14 protein-coding genes and 1 pseudogene are annotated in these 14700 nt (G+C 64.5%); 9 read left to right on the plus strand and 6 right to left on the minus strand.

Translation table 11 applies throughout. The annotated features are described in order from the left end of the window. Positions 1-73 precede the first annotated feature (73 nt). Positions 74-1513 (plus strand): helix-turn-helix transcriptional regulator, encoded by a 1440-nt coding sequence (locus ACYVRU_RS02325; RefSeq protein WP_173114499.1) that lies wholly within the window; start codon positions 74-76, stop codon positions 1511-1513. Between the two features lie 12 nt (positions 1514-1525). On the opposite strand, the gene ACYVRU_RS02330 is transcribed toward ACYVRU_RS02325, so the two are convergent. Next, entirely contained in the window at positions 1526-3049 is a 1524-nt protein-coding gene (locus tag ACYVRU_RS02330; RefSeq protein ID WP_256156212.1) for a helix-turn-helix transcriptional regulator, read from the minus strand. A 259-nt stretch (positions 3050-3308) separates the two neighbouring features. Between ACYVRU_RS02330 and ACYVRU_RS02335 the strand changes: the two genes are divergently transcribed. The 7 genes from ACYVRU_RS02335 to ACYVRU_RS02365 all read left to right on the plus strand — a co-directional run bounded on the left by ACYVRU_RS02335 (position 3309) and on the right by ACYVRU_RS02365 (position 10867). Then, a complete protein-coding gene (locus ACYVRU_RS02335) occupies positions 3309-3974 on the plus strand; it encodes a 4Fe-4S dicluster domain-containing protein (RefSeq protein ID WP_173114505.1) in 666 nt (221 codons plus the stop codon). Further along, the gene (locus tag ACYVRU_RS02340) at positions 3967-4959 is read left to right on the plus strand and encodes a 4Fe-4S binding protein (RefSeq protein WP_461185681.1); all 993 of its coding nucleotides are present in this window, start codon (positions 3967-3969) and stop codon (positions 4957-4959) included. Before ACYVRU_RS02335 ends, ACYVRU_RS02340 begins: the two co-directional genes overlap by 8 nt. Beyond that, entirely contained in the window at positions 4946-5683 is a 738-nt protein-coding gene (locus ACYVRU_RS02345) for a hypothetical protein (RefSeq protein ID WP_173114511.1), read from the plus strand. Before ACYVRU_RS02340 ends, ACYVRU_RS02345 begins: the two co-directional genes overlap by 14 nt. 40 nt (positions 5684-5723) lie before the next feature. Beyond that, positions 5724-8612, plus strand: a complete 2889-nt coding sequence (locus tag ACYVRU_RS02350; protein WP_173114514.1) for a molybdopterin-containing oxidoreductase family protein — start codon at positions 5724-5726, stop codon at positions 8610-8612. Continuing rightward, positions 8613-9200: a 4Fe-4S dicluster domain-containing protein gene (locus ACYVRU_RS02355; RefSeq protein WP_256156209.1), complete on the plus strand. Its 588-nt coding sequence runs from the start codon at positions 8613-8615 to the stop codon at positions 9198-9200. Between the two features lie 2 nt (positions 9201-9202). Then, positions 9203-10072, plus strand: a complete 870-nt coding sequence (locus ACYVRU_RS02360; protein ID WP_256156208.1) for a DmsC/YnfH family molybdoenzyme membrane anchor subunit — start codon at positions 9203-9205, stop codon at positions 10070-10072. Positions 10073-10186: 114 nt separating this feature from the next. Further along, entirely contained in the window at positions 10187-10867 is a 681-nt protein-coding gene (locus tag ACYVRU_RS02365) for a TorD/DmsD family molecular chaperone (protein WP_451918022.1), read from the plus strand. 193 nt (positions 10868-11060) lie between these two features. Here the strand turns inward: ACYVRU_RS02365 and ACYVRU_RS02370 are convergent, their stop codons facing one another. The 5 genes and pseudogenes from ACYVRU_RS02370 to ACYVRU_RS02390 all read right to left on the minus strand — a co-directional run bounded on the left by ACYVRU_RS02370 (position 11061) and on the right by ACYVRU_RS02390 (position 13783). Then, on the minus strand, positions 11061-11981 hold the full coding sequence (locus ACYVRU_RS02370; RefSeq protein ID WP_173114526.1) for a carbon-nitrogen hydrolase family protein: 921 nt from the start codon (positions 11979-11981) through the stop codon (positions 11061-11063). Positions 11982-12162: 181 nt separating this feature from the next. After that, positions 12163-13083 (minus strand): annotated as a pseudogene (locus ACYVRU_RS02375) (MFS transporter); the annotation flags it as partial. 15 nt (positions 13084-13098) lie between these two features. Further along, entirely contained in the window at positions 13099-13296 is a 198-nt protein-coding gene (locus ACYVRU_RS02380) for a solute carrier family 23 protein (RefSeq protein WP_407925153.1), read from the minus strand. Further along, positions 13236-13439: a solute carrier family 23 protein gene (locus tag ACYVRU_RS02385; protein ID WP_451918023.1), complete on the minus strand. Its 204-nt coding sequence runs from the start codon at positions 13437-13439 to the stop codon at positions 13236-13238. Before ACYVRU_RS02385 ends, ACYVRU_RS02380 begins: the two co-directional genes overlap by 61 nt. Before the next feature lie 86 nt (positions 13440-13525). Beyond that, the gene (locus ACYVRU_RS02390; RefSeq protein ID WP_461185682.1) at positions 13526-13783 is read right to left on the minus strand and encodes a hypothetical protein; all 258 of its coding nucleotides are present in this window, start codon (positions 13781-13783) and stop codon (positions 13526-13528) included. A gap of 114 nt (positions 13784-13897) precedes the next feature. On the opposite strand from ACYVRU_RS02390, the gene ACYVRU_RS02395 reads away from it, so the two are divergent. Next, positions 13898-14698: a helix-turn-helix transcriptional regulator gene (locus ACYVRU_RS02395; protein WP_461185683.1), complete on the plus strand. Its 801-nt coding sequence runs from the start codon at positions 13898-13900 to the stop codon at positions 14696-14698. Positions 14699-14700 lie beyond the last annotated feature (2 nt).

Consider the following 14700-nt stretch of genomic DNA (forward strand, 5'->3'; position numbering starts at 1 on the left):
AATTCGAAAGCTAAATTGTTGCGGCCCAAAATAGCGCTTTCTATAATGGGACGAGCGAAGCGAAAGGGGAATCATGTCGGATGAATCGAGATCACTGTTCTTCATGCGAACATTCGGCTTCGCCCTTTTCTGGATATGGCTCTTTTTGGTGGCCGTATCGCCCTCTCCGCTGTTCGGAGCGCTTAAAGGATTGGGGAGCCTCCCCTTCGAGGTATGGGAAGTGGGTGCGCGCCTCTTACTTCTCTCGCTCTCCCTTGCGGCCACCCGCCTACTCACCACCAGCCGAGGACGCTGGGTCTACCCCGTCTGCTGCCTTGTCGGCGGCCCCGTCGCCGCCCTCGCCCTTTCCTCTGCCGCCACCCCAGAGGCCGTGACCTTGGCGGCCTTCATCACGGCCGTCGTCGATGTGGCCATGCTCATTATGTGGCTCTGCTATTTCGGCTATGCGAAAATCGGCGATATCGCCTTCATGCTTGCCTGCTCCTACGCCCTGGGCTCGATACTGTACCTGGCCGTCGTTGCTGCGGGCGAGACGGCGATGCTCGTCGCCGCCATCACAAGTCCTATCTTGTCGGGAGCGCTGTTCGCCTATTTCGTGAAGAACCCTCCGTCCCTCGCTTCCGAAGGGCTGTTTCAAGCCTCCCCCGCCGCAGACCGCCGCCCGAAGCTACCGGCGGCCCTCAGGCGGCTGGCCATCGGTCTTACCCTGTACGCCTTCGTGTTCGCTCTCTTCTCGAGCCGTACCGCCGTCTCCGAATATACGTTCTCCAGCGGACCGCTCGTACAAGCCCTCGCCAGCATCGTGCTTGCCGCTGTCGTCATCGCGGCCATACGCCTCAGCGATGTGAGCATCGGCCTTTACGCGCTCTACCGCAGCGTGCCGTTGGTATTCGGCGGGGGCGCCGCCCTCTTCCTCGTATTGCCCGCCGGACTCTCCCTGTGCGCGGGCTTCTTCATCATGTTCGGCTATCTTCTCTTCGAGGCGCTTTCCTTCAACGATTTCTGCAATGCCACCAAAACCAACGACGGCTCGCTCTTGCGCTCGATGCTCATCGTGCGCATCGCCGGCTCCCTCGGCATTTTCCTCGGCTGGGTGCTGGGCGCTCCTCTCAGCGCCGCGCTGGATCCCGATCAATCGAGCCGTCTGATAATCGCTCTGTGCTTTGTTGTCGTCATCGTTGCCGCGTCGCTCGTCTTCACGGATAAGGCCATGGGGAAGCTCGGCACCATCGCCGGCATGCGAGCCCGTCAGGAGGCCGCCGAGGCGCGTCTCGACAAGACGCGGTTTATTCCGCTGTTCGCCACCGAGCACGACCTCTCGAAACGCGAAGCCGAGGTGCTAGAGTACCTGCTGCAAGGCCGCACCATGCAGTACACTGCCGAGAAACTGTTCATCGCCGAGTCCACCGCCCGCTCCCACGTTCACAAGATATACCAGAAAACCGAGACCCGGGGTCGCATGGAGCTTATCGACCGCTTCGAGCAGTTCTGCTCCGAACATCCGAAAGCTTAACCGGGCGAGGGGCTACGTATCGACACCTTCCATCCAGCATTCGTCGAAGGCATCCATCAGTTCCATGCGGGAGTGTACGCCGCACTTCCGGTAGATGCTGTGCACATGGGCCCGCACCGTGGACTCGGCGATGAACAGCTTCTCTGCGGCGAAGCTCGTCGTGCGCCCCGCGAGCAGATAGGACGCCACCTCGGCTTCGCGCCGGGAAAGCCCCTGCTGCTCGGCGAAGGCGGCGAAGGCCTCCTCGCGGGTGGGACCCTCCAAAGCACCCTCGGATAGGGCCCGATCGTCGGCAACGGCGGCGAAGGAGGTCATATCACGCTCGGTGAACACCAGCGAGACGGAAACCAGAGCCGCGAACAGCCCGAGGGCCACCAAGCTCGACACGCTTTCCGCCGCACCCGCCAAGGAGGCCGCGGCAAACGCCGCCAGCCAGCCCAAGAACATTCCCAGCGTAATGGCCAGCCGGGCCGCCGCCATCACGCGCAGGAGCGACGCGTCGTTGGCCTTCACGATATTGCAGCAGTCGTTGAGGACCAGCAGCTCGAAGAGCACGTAGCCCAAGGCAACGCAGAAACCGCCCACCTCGTCGGGAAGGGGCGAGACGGCCATCAGCAAGAACCCAGCCCCGATAAGCGGGGCAACGGCCCGATAGAGCTTGTAGGGTCGATCGGGCTGACGGTCGAACTTGAAGAAGGCCGCGCAGATAACCCCCAGCACAATCATGGCCGCCGGCTCCACCGTGAAGGCCCCGATCACTCCCTCCCCACTGAACAGGGCGATGCCGCACGAGAGGGAGAAGGAGAACGAGTACAGGGCAAGGGCCACGCCTATGCGCACTTTCTGGCGCACGGGACTCTCCGCGCCGCCCGCTGCCCCATGGCGAGAGGCCGCAACGGCAGCGGCCGGCAGCACGCCCCCGCCCGTCTCTCGAGCACCGTCACCCGAAACCGGCTCCTCGACAAACAGCTCCTCTCCCGTCCGCGCTTTCATAAGACGCTGGGAGAGCACGAAGGCCGTTCCCGATAGCGCGGGGAACAGCACCGAGGCGGCCGCCATGGCGTTGAAGCCCAATGCCGCCGTTAGAAGGAAGAGCACCGAGCCGATAGCATAGGATCCCACGAGCAGAACGAAGGTCTCGCCCACCTTCATGTACCCGAAAAAGCAGAGCCACAGCAGGAACATGCACACTTCGCCGATGGCGGCCGCCACCGCCGAGGCCGAAGCCGCCTCGGCGCCTCCGAGGCCGAGGGCAAGCGGAGCCGCCGCCGCACTTGCCGCAACCCCGAGCACGAGCAGCCCGCGCTGCCCGGCAACGGAGGCCAGCCGCCGCGAAGCGATGAGCACGACCACAAGCACCAGCGCCCGTACCGACAGCTCGACCATCTCGAACGGCGCATTCGCAAAGCAGAGCGGCGCCCCGATAAGCGGAGAGGGGGTCACCCCCGCCAGAAAGAGCCACGCCCAATAGAACCCGAACCCCAAAAAGCGCACGGGAAAGAGGCTCTCCGCCACCTGGCCCGCTGGGCCGCCCACGCGCCCCTCATTTGATGCATCTTTTCCCTCTCCAACCATTATCCCTCTTTTCACCTGCGGAAACACAACCCCTAAGCGTTTTGGTGGAGGCCCGCTTATGGCAATTTACAGCGCTTCGGAGAATGTTCAGCGCAGATGCCAGCCCCTAACCTAGATGCCAACGGGAGGCTCGGCTTTGACGAGTGGATGAGCCTCCCGGAAGTGTAGCAGATTCCCCGCGCCGATAAGGGCGCGGGAAGAGACGAGGAGAGGGGAGAGCGTGAAGACGAGGGAGAAAACGAATTCCGCCGCGAGCCTCCAAGAGGACGGCGGGGCGACACGCCCCCAAAAGCCGGGCCTCAGCCGCCGGTCGCTCATCGGCGGCGCCGCGATGGCCGCAGGGCTTCTGGCCTTCGGGGGCGCCACGGCGGCCTTCGGCGGCGAGACCGATCGCCTGCGACCGCCAGGAGGCCAGGACGCCGACCGGTTCTGGGGCGCGTGCATCCGCTGCGACCGTTGCCGGGCGGCCTGCCCGCTTGCCGCCATCGGCGTGGAGGGGCTCACCCCCGGCATTATCGGGGCGCGGCTGCCGATCATGGATTTTCGCGAGGGCTACTGCGACATGTGCGACGGCGCCTTCCGCTGCATCGCCGCCTGCCCCACCGGGGCGCTTACGGCCTTCGACCCCTACGTGGACAAGATCGGCATGGCCGTGGTAGACGAGGCCGAGTGCCAGCTGTACGGCATCTCGGGCACGTGCAACGCGCCCTGCATCGATGCCTGCGAGTGGGACGCCCTGTCCCTGGACGAGAACGGGCGCCTGGTGGTGGACGAAAAGCGCTGCAACGGCTGCGGCGCCTGCGAGTACGTTTGCCCCACGAGCGCCTATCGCAATTACGACGCCAGCAACAAGCGCGGCATCAATGTGGAGGTGTGGCATGGCTAAGTCGACAACCCCCGAAAAGGGCGCCGAGGTTTCCGCGCAGCCGGAGGAGGGCAGCCGCTCGAAGGTGAGCCGCGTGCGCCGATACGTCCCGGGCATCGTGTTCGCCCTTCTCATCATCGGCCTGGTAGCCGGGATCGGCTCGGGCACCCTGTGCTCGGTGGGCTACGAGTCCATTGCGGCAGTATGCCCCCTCGGCGCGTTGGAATCGCTCTTCGGCGCCGGGGCCTTCGTGGCGCGGGCCGTAATCATCCTGGCCGTGGCCGCCGCCGTAGTGCTGCTCGTGGGCAAGGCCTTCTGCAGCTGGGTGTGCCCCATTCCGCCGCTTGACCGGTTCCTGTCGGGCAAGAAGCGCCGCGAGGCCGACAAGGCGGCGCGCATCGAGGCGGCCCATCACGTGAGCGGGCGCCTGGCCGCGTGCGCCGGTTGTGCGGGCTGCGGCGAGAAGAAACCCGGCGAACCGTCGCTTGCCCCCGCCGATGGCACCGACAAGCGACGGTTCGCGAAGGTGGACGGGCGCCACGTGGTGCTCGGCGGCTCGCTTGTGTCGGCGGCGATCTGCGGATTCCCCGTGTTCTGCCTCATCTGCCCGGTGGGCCTCACCTTCGCCACGGCCATCGCCCTCTACCGCCTCGTCGGGTTCAACGAGCCCACCTTGGACCTCATCGTGTTCCCCCTCATCATCGTAGCCGAGCTCACCCTGCTGCGGAAATGGTGCCACCGCTTCTGCCCCATCAGCGCCCTTATGGGGCTCGTGGCCAACTTCAACAAGGCCACGCGTCCCAAGATCGACCCCGACCTCTGCCTGCGCAAGGACGGCATGCCCTGCACCGTATGCGCCGCTGCCTGCCCCGAGTTCATCGACCCGGCGGGAGATCTGGGCGACCGGGCCCTGGCCGAGTGCACCCGCTGCGGCCAGTGCGCCGCCGCCTGCCCCGCAGACGCCATCCGCTTCACGAAGAAAGGACTGACCCGTGGAAACCGCTAGCACACCCGCGCCCTACGTCGCCGCTGCCGACGGCGACCTCGCGCCCAAGGCCGCCGAGCCCGCATCGACACCCGAAGCCGACGCCAGCGCCGAGGCCACCTTCGAGGAAGCCGTGGCCGCCCTTACCGAGACGGTGAGCCGGGCGCCCCTGCACCGCGAGATCTTCCTCAAGCTGCTCGCCTTCTGCACCACCCAGCGCACGCTCGCCGAAGCCGAGGAGGCGGCTCGGGCCTGCCCCGAGTTCTCCTCGGTGGCCCAAAGCCCCTACCGGCTCATCCGCACCCTCGTGCACGCCGGCGGCCTGTACTGGCTGGAGCTGGACGAGACGGGCCGGCCCCTGACGCCCCAGGCCAAGGCGGGGCTCACTCCCGACGAGATCGAGGACGCCACCTTCGCCTACGCTGTGGTAACCACGCCGGTCGGCGAGCAGGTGGCCGAGGACCTCGCGCCCGAGAAGCGGCTGCAACGCCTCTTCGATCTCGTACCCCAGCGGCTTACCACCTACCTGGACCTTATGGACTTCTGCCGCGAGCAGCGCACCTTCAAGGAGATCGAGGCGCTGTTGCGCACCCGACCCGCCGCTGCCTTCGCGAGCACCACCTCAAGCCAACCCCTGCAGCCGAGCTTCTTCGTGGACGCACTGGAACGCTCGGGCGGCCTTGCCTGGAACGATGGATGGAAGATCACAGAGAGGGGAATGAAGGTATTGCAGCAACTTCGCTAGGAACGCCATTTTGACCGTAGAGAGGAAAGAGAGGACCCCCATGACCAAGGGAACCATCAGCCGACGCGGCTTCATGAAGGCCGCAGCGGCCACGGGCGCGGCCCTTACGGCCGCCGGCTCGATCCCGCTGCTCGAAACGACCGATCAGGCCTTCGCCGCCGGATCCGTGGAGCGCGTGATGCACAAGACCGCCTGCCATGGCTGCACCAACTGCTGCCCGGTGCGCGTGTACACCGAGGACGGCCGCGTCGTGAAGATCGAAGGAGACCCGGACGGCCCCCTGAACAAGGGCGGCGTGTGCCTGAAGTGCCTGTCCCAGATTCAGACCGTCTACAGCCCCCGCCACGTGCTGCACCCCATGAAGCGCGTCGGCGAGCGCGGCGAGAACAAGTGGGAGGCCATCAGCTGGGACGAGGCCGTTGACCTGGCCGGCGAGCAGATCGCCACGGCCGTGAAGAAGTACGGCCCCTACGCCTACTGGAGCGCCCGCGGGGGCGGCGGCGCCTACATCGAATGGGAGACCTCGGGCCTCGACTACACCTTCGGCGGCTGCAACTCCCTGGCCTCCGGCGCCTGCCAGTGCGCCATGCCGCGCGACTTCGTCTCCACCACCTCGGTGGGCTTCAACTGCTGCGTTGACATGGACAACGTGGATCGCTGGGTGGGCATCACCGACAACGCCGAGCTGGACGGCACCCGCCGCGACGACACGGAGCGCGTCTTCGTGCTGTGGGGCAGCCAGCCGCACTCCTCCAAGGCGGCCCACGGCGGCCACGGGCTGACCGATGCCCGGTCGAACCTCGGCGTGAAGACCATCGTCGTGGACCCCTACATGACCGCCGAGGCCGCCAAGGCCGACGTGTGGCTTCCCGTGCGCCCCGGCTCCGACTGCGCGCTCATGCTGTCGTGGATTCACCACATCATCGAGAACGACCTGTACGACGAGCAGTTCGTGAAGCACTGGACGAACCTGCCCTTCCTCATCAACCCCGACACGCGCCTGGCCTATCGCGCCGAGGAGGTGTGGCCCGACTACGTGAACCCGGCCGCCGACCCCGCCGGCGTCTACGATACCCCGGCCTACGTGTGCTTCGACGCGAAAACCAACTCCGTCCAGCCCTTCCCCTTCACCGTCCCCGAGGACTGCGCGGTCGACCCCGTTATCTTCGCCACCGCCACCGTGAACGGCAAGGAGGCCAAGACGGCGGGCCAGATTTACAAGGAAGAGGCCGAGCCCTGGACCTTGGAGGCGGCCGGCGAGACCTGCTGGCTCGATCCGGAACGCATCCGCGAGGCCATCGAGCTGTACGCGAACGCCGACTTCGGCGGCTTGTCCAACGGCGTGTTCTCCGACCACCAGGAGAACTCCTCCACCGCGCCTTTGGGGGCGCTCGCCATCGACGCGCTGCTCGGCCACGTGGAGTCCCCCTGCTCCGCCTTCCAGAATCACGGCGCCGCCAGCCGCACCGCCGATCGCCCGACTCAGCGCCTGGGCGTGTTCTCCTCCACCTTCGAGCGCTACGGCCTGGGCTGGACCACCGGTCTCACCAAGGCCGAGAACGACCGCCTGCTGGATGCCATCGTGGCCGACTGGGACGCCAAGGGCCGCGACGGCAAGGAGATGCAGCGCTACTTCTTCCAGTCCCGCTGCGACACCATGGGCGCCAACGAGCACAAGGGCATCCACCAGTGGCAGACCTGCGCGCCGAAGGAGCTGCGGCAGGCCATCACCACCGGCGAGCCCTACCGTCCGCGCGTGATGTACGAGATGTCGGGCAACAAGTACGCCGTTATGGGGCCCTCCCTCGAGTGGAAGAAGGCCTACGACGAGCAGGACTTCGTCATCCAGCAGTACCCCAACATGACCTCGTTCACCGTGCAGACCGTCGACTTGTTCCTGCCCACCACCGAGTGGCTGGAATACGACTCCTACGAGGCGCCGGGCACCCACTTCAACCGCCACTACGCCCGCTGCCAGGTGACGCACCTCGGCGAGACCGTGAACCCCTTCGTATCGCCCTACCAGGTGGCCGCGTCCGCCGTGGAGAAGCTCGGCGCCGAGAACGTGTTCGACCCCGACGCCTACAAGGTACCGTTCTTCGAGAGCCTGGAGGCGGCCCGGGCCGCCTGGGCCGAGCAGATGGGCAAGGGAAGCTGGCAGGAGATGCTCGACGACATCGACCACCGCTTCACCGAGGAGCCCATAGACGACTACATGGCCTACTACCAGTACAAGGAGCCGGTGAGCGACGGGCTGCCCCGCGGGTTCGCCACGATGTCGCGCAAGGTGGACGTGTACTCCGAGGCCATGCTGCGCCTGGCCCGCACCGGCTTCCCCTACATGTATCCCTTCGACCAGCCGGCCTGCGACGACTACGACCCCATCTGCACCTTCAAGGAACCGACGGAAAGCCCCGTCGAGGGCCAGCCGGGCTACGATCCGGAGTACCCGCTCGTCATCACCACGGGACGCTTGCCCCACTTCCATCACGGCACCATGCGCCACGCGCCCTTCATCCGCGAGGTCATGCCCGCCCCCGAGCTGAAGATCAACCCCGAGACGGCGGCGGAATACGGCATCGAGCATCTGGACTGGGTGAAGATTACCTCGCGCCGCGGATCGTCCAACGCGCGAGCCTACCTCACCCAGGGCATTGCCCCCGGTGTGCTCATCACCGAGCGCTTCTGGAACCCCGAGTGCTTTGATGAGACCCAGGAGACCATCACCCCCGGCATCGAGGAGTGCGGCTACAACATCATGTCCGCCGACGAGTTCCAAAACCCCTGCTTCGCCACGAACAGCTACCGCGCCTTCACGGTGAAGATCGAGAAGACCGAGCGCCCCGAGCGCATCTGGATCGAGAGCGAGCAGTTCCAACCGTTCATGCCCACGCTTTCGGGCGAACCTGTCACCGAGGAGGTGTTCTAAATGCGCAAGGGCCTGCTGATCAACCTGGATCGCTGCTCCGGCTGCGACAGCTGCATCGTGGCGTGCAAGCTGGAAAACGACCTGCCCCTGGGCCATTTCTACAACAAGGTGATCGCCGTGGGCCCCACGGGCACCTTCCCCAACGTGGAGAAGTACTGGCTGCCCTCCCAGTGCCAGCAGTGCGAGAACCCGGCCTGCGTGCACGTATGCCCCACGGCCGCCAGCTACCGCGACCCCAAAACCGGCATGGTGCTCATCGACAAGGAGAAGTGCATCGGCTGCCAGTACTGCATCTACGCCTGCCCCTACGGCGTGCGCCAGTTCAACGAGGACGCCGGCGTGGTGCAGAAGTGCACGCTGTGCGCCCAGATCACCGCTGACGGCGACGGCGTGCCGGCCTGCGTCCACAACTGCAACTGCGGCGCGCGCTTCTTCGGCGATTACGACGACCCGGAATCCGATGTGAGCCGCGAGCTGGCGAAGTACCCGGAGGAGGCCATCCACACGCTGCCCGATCCCAATGACGCCAAGCCGCTCACGCGCTACATTCTGTCCCCCAAGTTCGCTTCCTGGAAGGAGTTGGTGTAACCATGGCGATTCAATGGCCCCTCGTCCTGTTCTCGCTGCTGGCCGGAGCCGGCGGCGCCATGCTCGCCTTCGCCGGGCTCTCCCAGCTGCTCGGCGGCTCGCGCACGGTGCGCCGCCGCGCCGTCTGGTGCGCACTGGCCCTGTTCGTGATCGGCGGTTTGTGCTCGGTGGCCCACCTGGCCTCTCCGCTGAACGCCATCAGCGCCGTGACAAACCTGCTGTCGTTCTCGGGCATCTCCATCGAACTGATGCTTTTGGGCGCGAGCTTCATCGCAGGCGCCGCCTACCTGGTGCTCACCCGCGAGGAGGGCCGCGACGGCGCCGTGCGGGTCGTGGCGGTGCTGGCGGTGATCTTCGGCGTGGCCATCGGGTTCTTCTGCGGCCACGGCTACGTGATCGACGCCCAGCCCACCTGGAGCACCGAAACGCTGCCCCTGGCCTACCTGGGCACGTCTTTGGCCCTCGGCGCCTTCGCCTACGCCCTGGTGGCGGCCGCGACCAAGACGCCGGCCGACAAAGCGGCCAGCGCCGAGGAGCTGGGAGGCAAGCTGTGGCCGGCCGTGCTCGTCTGCGCCGTCGTGGACGCCGTGGGCATTCTCGCCTACGGGCTGTTCCTCGGCCTTGACGCGGTCGCGGCCCAAGGGGTCCTGTTCTGGGGCGGGGCCGTGGCGTGCGGCGTCGTCGGCGTACTAGCCTGCGCCATTGCCGGCATGACCGCGCTGGCCGCGAAGGCGCCCGCCGCCCTGGCCGTGGCCGGCGTGGCCTGCGCCGCCATCGGGGGCGTGGCCCTGCGCATGCTCATGTGGGCCTGCGCCACCGGTTACCTCAACCTGTTCTCCCACGGCATCCCCAGCGTGATGCTGAACCTGTAGCGCTGTTCCCCGGCCGGGGGAAAGCCCCTTCCCGGTACTTTCCCCCGGCCCCTGCGGGACGGTCCGTCAAGCGAATCGTCCCAGCCCGCCCACTCGTCACCTAAGGAGACCGCCATGACCGACCTCGCCTGCGCCATCGACCTTCTCGAAGATCGCGCCTCCCTGTACCGCCTGCTCGCCTCGCTGTACTATCAGCCGCTGTCCGAGGAGCAGATTGACGCCCTGGCCGCCAGCGACCTCGCCGGGCTGGCCGGCGACAGCGAATCGCCCTTCGCGCCGGCCTATCGCGACTTGCACGGAGCGCTGCGCCTGCGGCACACGGGCACCAAAGAGGAGCTAGCCGCCGACTTCACCGGCGCCTTCTACGGCATCCGCACCCGCGAGGGCCGCACGGCCCAGCCCTTCGAATCGCTGTTTCGCACCCAGGGGCCAGGTCAGCTCATGGGCGAGGCTCGCAGCGAGGTATACCGGGAGCTGCGCGCGCACCAACTGCGCGTTCCCGAGGGCGTCGATCTGCCCGAGGACCACCTGTCGTTCATCTTCGCCTACCTCGCCCATCTCTGCGATAAGACGGCCCAAGCGCTGCGCGAAGGCGACAGAACAGGAGCCCGGGAACTCCTGAAGCGCCAACGCGCCTTCTTCGACGCCCACGTAGCCTCCTGGACGTCCGCCTTCCTCGCTCAAGCCGAGACCATGGTGGAAACTCGCTTCTACCGCGGCGTACTCAAACTTACGGGCGCCTTCCTGGACGAGGAGCCGGCCGCCATGGGCGAAACCGAGGAGGCGATCGCCTAGGCAACCGCCTCGGTTCGCCGAATGCCGCCGGGCTGCTGACTGCCCTGCGCACCAGGGCAGTCAAGAAACTCACCTGTCACGAAATCGTCACGGGGGCGAGCCGAACGCTTCTGTAGAGCCTCCCCTCTCACCCTTATCGGAAGCATTCTCTTTATCGTGCCTTTATCGAACGATCTGTCGCCACAGCGTCTGGCTATCGATCGCTGACCTTCAGCTCCAGCACGTCGGGTCTCGCATAGTGCCCCACCACATCGTGCTCCATTTTGCAAGCAGCCGGAAGATTCATATCGAGTTCTGCGAAAATGATCGTTTCCCGATCCCAGACGGGCTCCGTTATGTAATGGCCATAGGGATCCACGATGCAGCTTCCACCGCGGCACACCATTTCCGGTAGCTGGGAAATCGCCTCCATTTCATGAAGGTCAGAGGGGTAGGAGCTTTTTCCCACAATCATATCCGCATTGACAAAATAGCACTTACCCTCAATGGCGATGTGCTGAATTGTTGCCTGCCATTCGGGATTATCGTTCGTGTTCGGCGAAATATAGATGGTGACCCCCTTTTGGTAGAGCGCCACCCGTGCAAGCGGCATATAGCTCTCCCAGCAGATCAGGGCACCGATAGGCCCCCAGGGCGTTTGAGTAACAGGGAAATAGCCCTTATCGGCATCGCCCCAAACCACCCGCTCAGAACCCGTCGGCTTGAGCTTGCGATGCACCCGGTAGGTGCCGTCGGGCTCGAAAATGACATTGCTGTTGTACAGCGTCCCACTGACCGCATCGCGCTCTGAGAAGCCGAGACTGATATAGGCATCCGTCTTTCTGGCCGCATCGGCAAGGGCCTGAAACTCCGCATCGCCCGCTACCACGGAAGCGTCGTAATAGCGTTTCCAATCGGACCGGCCGGCTTCTGTCCGCTTGCCCATGCTAAAACCGAAGTCCATACCGATGGGATAGCCGGGGATGAAAAGCTCCGGGAATACGATCACGTCGGGGTTTTGGGACGCACTTTCCTCGATGTAGTCAAGAGCTTTTGCCAGGGACGCCTCCTTATCGAATAGAACAGGCTCCGCTTGCACCAACGCAATTTTGCAGACAGGATCGATGTCTCGCATACCAATAGCTCCTTCACTCGTATCAATGTATCGGTCAATTATAAAACTTACCGCACTCGTAGGACTGTCCCGAAACAGCAACATTCCCGACGCGGAGCAAAACCGCAGACCGGAATTTACGAGCAGCTTCCCAGAGGTTCGCCCCGCCTCTCGGACATCCTGCAGGAGCTCCTCGATTTTATCAGTCGACAACGGCCGAGCCTCCCCTTAGGTTCGATAACTTCCAAGCGGCCACCGCGCCACCGGCACACACCGCAGCGTTAAGGAGCCATGCAGCGGCATAGCTCGCACCTCCAACTCCCATTTCCCCCTGGGCGGCTGTCATGACTCCTACGGAGACCAGCGGCCCGAGGGATGCCGCCAATTGAACAGCCATGGTCATTATCGTAACACCTATAGCATGTTGAGAAGCAGGCAGGCGTCGCAGACCGACCGTTTGGAACGAGGCGCCCGTCATGCCACATCCAACAAACACGACGAGCGCACCAGCCAGCACCAGCGGCACGCTGGCCGTAAGGCCGGCGGCCATCATAAGCAGCGAACCGGCAACTGCCACCCCCAGCCCTCCCGGTAGCAAAGGACGAGGGCCTTTCCGGTCGAGCATACGGCCGCCCGCCAACGATGCCAGGGCATAGGCGACCACAAGCGGCCCCATGCAAAACCCCGCTACCGTCGACTCCCAATGAACCTGCTCTCCGAGGAACAATGGCACCATCACATTCAGCGAGAAGTACACGCTCATGGTCGTTACCACCAGCACCGCCGCTCCCGCAAACCCGCGGCTCTCCACCATCCCCCTCGGGCTGAACCGCGCATCCGGCCCATGAGGCATCGGCATCCTACTTGGAACTGTCGCGCCCCAGCAGCCAATGAGCACCGAGACGACAAGTGGTACGATAAACACGCTGCGCCACCCCCACGCATCCACCATCACGCCCGTCACCATCGGAGCAGATGCCGGCCCCAAGGCGATCATCCCATTACCGATAGCGAGAAACGTTCCCAGTCGATGCGAGGGCACCATCTCCAAGATAGCATTCATCATGAGCGGAATAAAAATACCCGTGCCCACCGCTTGAACGAGGCGGGCCGTCACAAGCCAACCGAAGACGGGCGCTCACCACCCCGCAAGCGACCCCGCCGCGGCATACCAAAATACCTGAGTGGCGTAAACCCGAGTCACGTTGAGAACGCCGATGTTCTCCGCAAACGTGGTCGCCGGCGGGGCGCCCAAAAAACCTGCCACCGTGGTGGCTAAGCCGTCCCCCAATAGCGAGCGCCAAAGCAGAGCAAGGCCGTGCCGATGCCGGAGCACATCACCGATACCGAGGGGGAGAACCCCATGAGCGTGGGCACTAGCACCGTCGCCCCGAACATCGAGAGGAAATGCTGCAACCCCAAGGGAAATGCCCGATACCAGGGAAGCTTCTCTTCGATATCAACCGCTTTTCCACCCATAGGGCACTCCCCTCGTTGCTTTGTTGCACGCCGGGCAAAAAGCGCGAAAGTGCCCGGCGCCATATTTCACCTAATGAGATGGATCCTTAGGGCTCCACCAAACCGTCGTACACCTCGACCGTTCCCGAGCCCTTCCCGGTCGAAGGCGTCTCAACAACCGCCTCGGCAGCCTCCTTAGGCAGAACCAGGTTCAGCATCACCGCCAATACGGCGGACAGAAGCAGACCGGGCACGTTGAACGAACCCAGCGGAATAGATACGGCCCTCATCGCGGCCAATACGCCCGTAGCCATTACCCTTTGCGCCGCGCCCATTGCCTTGGTGGACGTGGCCATGTTGCTCATGTGGCTGTGCTACTTCGGATACTCGAAGGTGGGTGCACTGGCTCTCATGCTGCCTGCTCCTATGCCTGCGGGTCCGCATTGTACTTAGGCATTGTCACCTGCGGCCCTACAGTTATGGCAATATGCGCTGCTGCGGCCCCCGTCGTATCGGCATTCTTCTTTGTCCACTTCGTACGTGCTTCGTCCCTGCAGGCGACTACGGGACTGTTCCAGGAAATCGACGACCCGTTCGACCGCAAGGCGGTGCCGGTCAAATTGCCGTCCTCTCTCCACCGGCTCACAGCGGGTCTGTCCCTCTACGCGTTTGCGTTCGCCCTCTATTCCTGTCGCACCGCCACCTCCGAACACCCCTTCACCAGCGGACCGCAAGTTCAGGCCATCGCAAGCATCGTGCTGGCGCTCGTTATGGTGGCCGCCGTACATTTGCTCAACGAGAACCGGGGGCCGTACGTGCTCTACCGCAGCGTTCCCTTACTATTCGGAGGCGGGTTTATTCTCGAGTTATGCGACGGCTTCTCGGCAACACTCACGACAGGCCTCGGATTGTTCGCCATCATTACCGCCTCTTCTCTGGTGTTCACCGACAAGGCCGCCGACGCGCTAAGCACCATCGCCAATCAGCGGGCCCAGCAGGAGGCAGCGGAAGCGCGGCCGGACAAAATGGCATTTATAGCTCCTTTTGCCAATGCCCATGGCCTCTCGAAGCGAGAAACGGAAGTGCTCACTTGTCTCATTCAGGGCCGCACCATGCAATACACAGCAGAGAAGCTCTTCATTGCCGAGTCGACTGCCCGTACCCATGTGCACAAAATTTATCAGAAGACCGAATCTCAGGGCCGCATGGAACTGCTCGATTGCTTCGAGCAGTTCTGCGCGGAACAAGACGGCAGCCGCACAGGCGGCCGCCGTCGGTAAAA

This window comes from Adlercreutzia sp. CNCM I-6216 (assembly GCF_977113345.1).

Bases quoted from the DNA above. Each gene is read 5' to 3' on its own strand.
- ACYVRU_RS02325 (WP_173114499.1), top strand. From the start codon at position 74: ATGTCGGATGAATCGAGATCACTGTTCTTCATGCGAACATTCGGCTTC.
- ACYVRU_RS02340 (WP_461185681.1), top strand. From the start codon at position 3,967: ATGGCTAAGTCGACAACCCCCGAAAAGGGCGCCGAGGTTTCCGCGCAG.
- ACYVRU_RS02350 (WP_173114514.1), top strand. From the start codon at position 5,724: ATGACCAAGGGAACCATCAGCCGACGCGGCTTCATGAAGGCCGCAGCG.
- ACYVRU_RS02355 (WP_256156209.1), top strand. From the start codon at position 8,613: ATGCGCAAGGGCCTGCTGATCAACCTGGATCGCTGCTCCGGCTGCGAC.
- ACYVRU_RS02360 (WP_256156208.1), top strand. From the start codon at position 9,203: ATGGCGATTCAATGGCCCCTCGTCCTGTTCTCGCTGCTGGCCGGAGCC.
- ACYVRU_RS02365 (WP_451918022.1), top strand. From the start codon at position 10,187: ATGACCGACCTCGCCTGCGCCATCGACCTTCTCGAAGATCGCGCCTCC.
- ACYVRU_RS02370 (WP_173114526.1), bottom strand. From the start codon at position 11,981: ATGCGAGACATCGATCCTGTCTGCAAAATTGCGTTGGTGCAAGCGGAG.
- ACYVRU_RS02385 (WP_451918023.1), bottom strand. From the start codon at position 13,439: ATGGGTGGAAAAGCGGTTGATATCGAAGAGAAGCTTCCCTGGTATCGG.
- ACYVRU_RS02390 (WP_461185682.1), bottom strand. From the start codon at position 13,783: ATGAGCAACATGGCCACGTCCACCAAGGCAATGGGCGCGGCGCAAAGG.
- ACYVRU_RS02395 (WP_461185683.1), top strand. From the start codon at position 13,898: ATGGCAATATGCGCTGCTGCGGCCCCCGTCGTATCGGCATTCTTCTTT.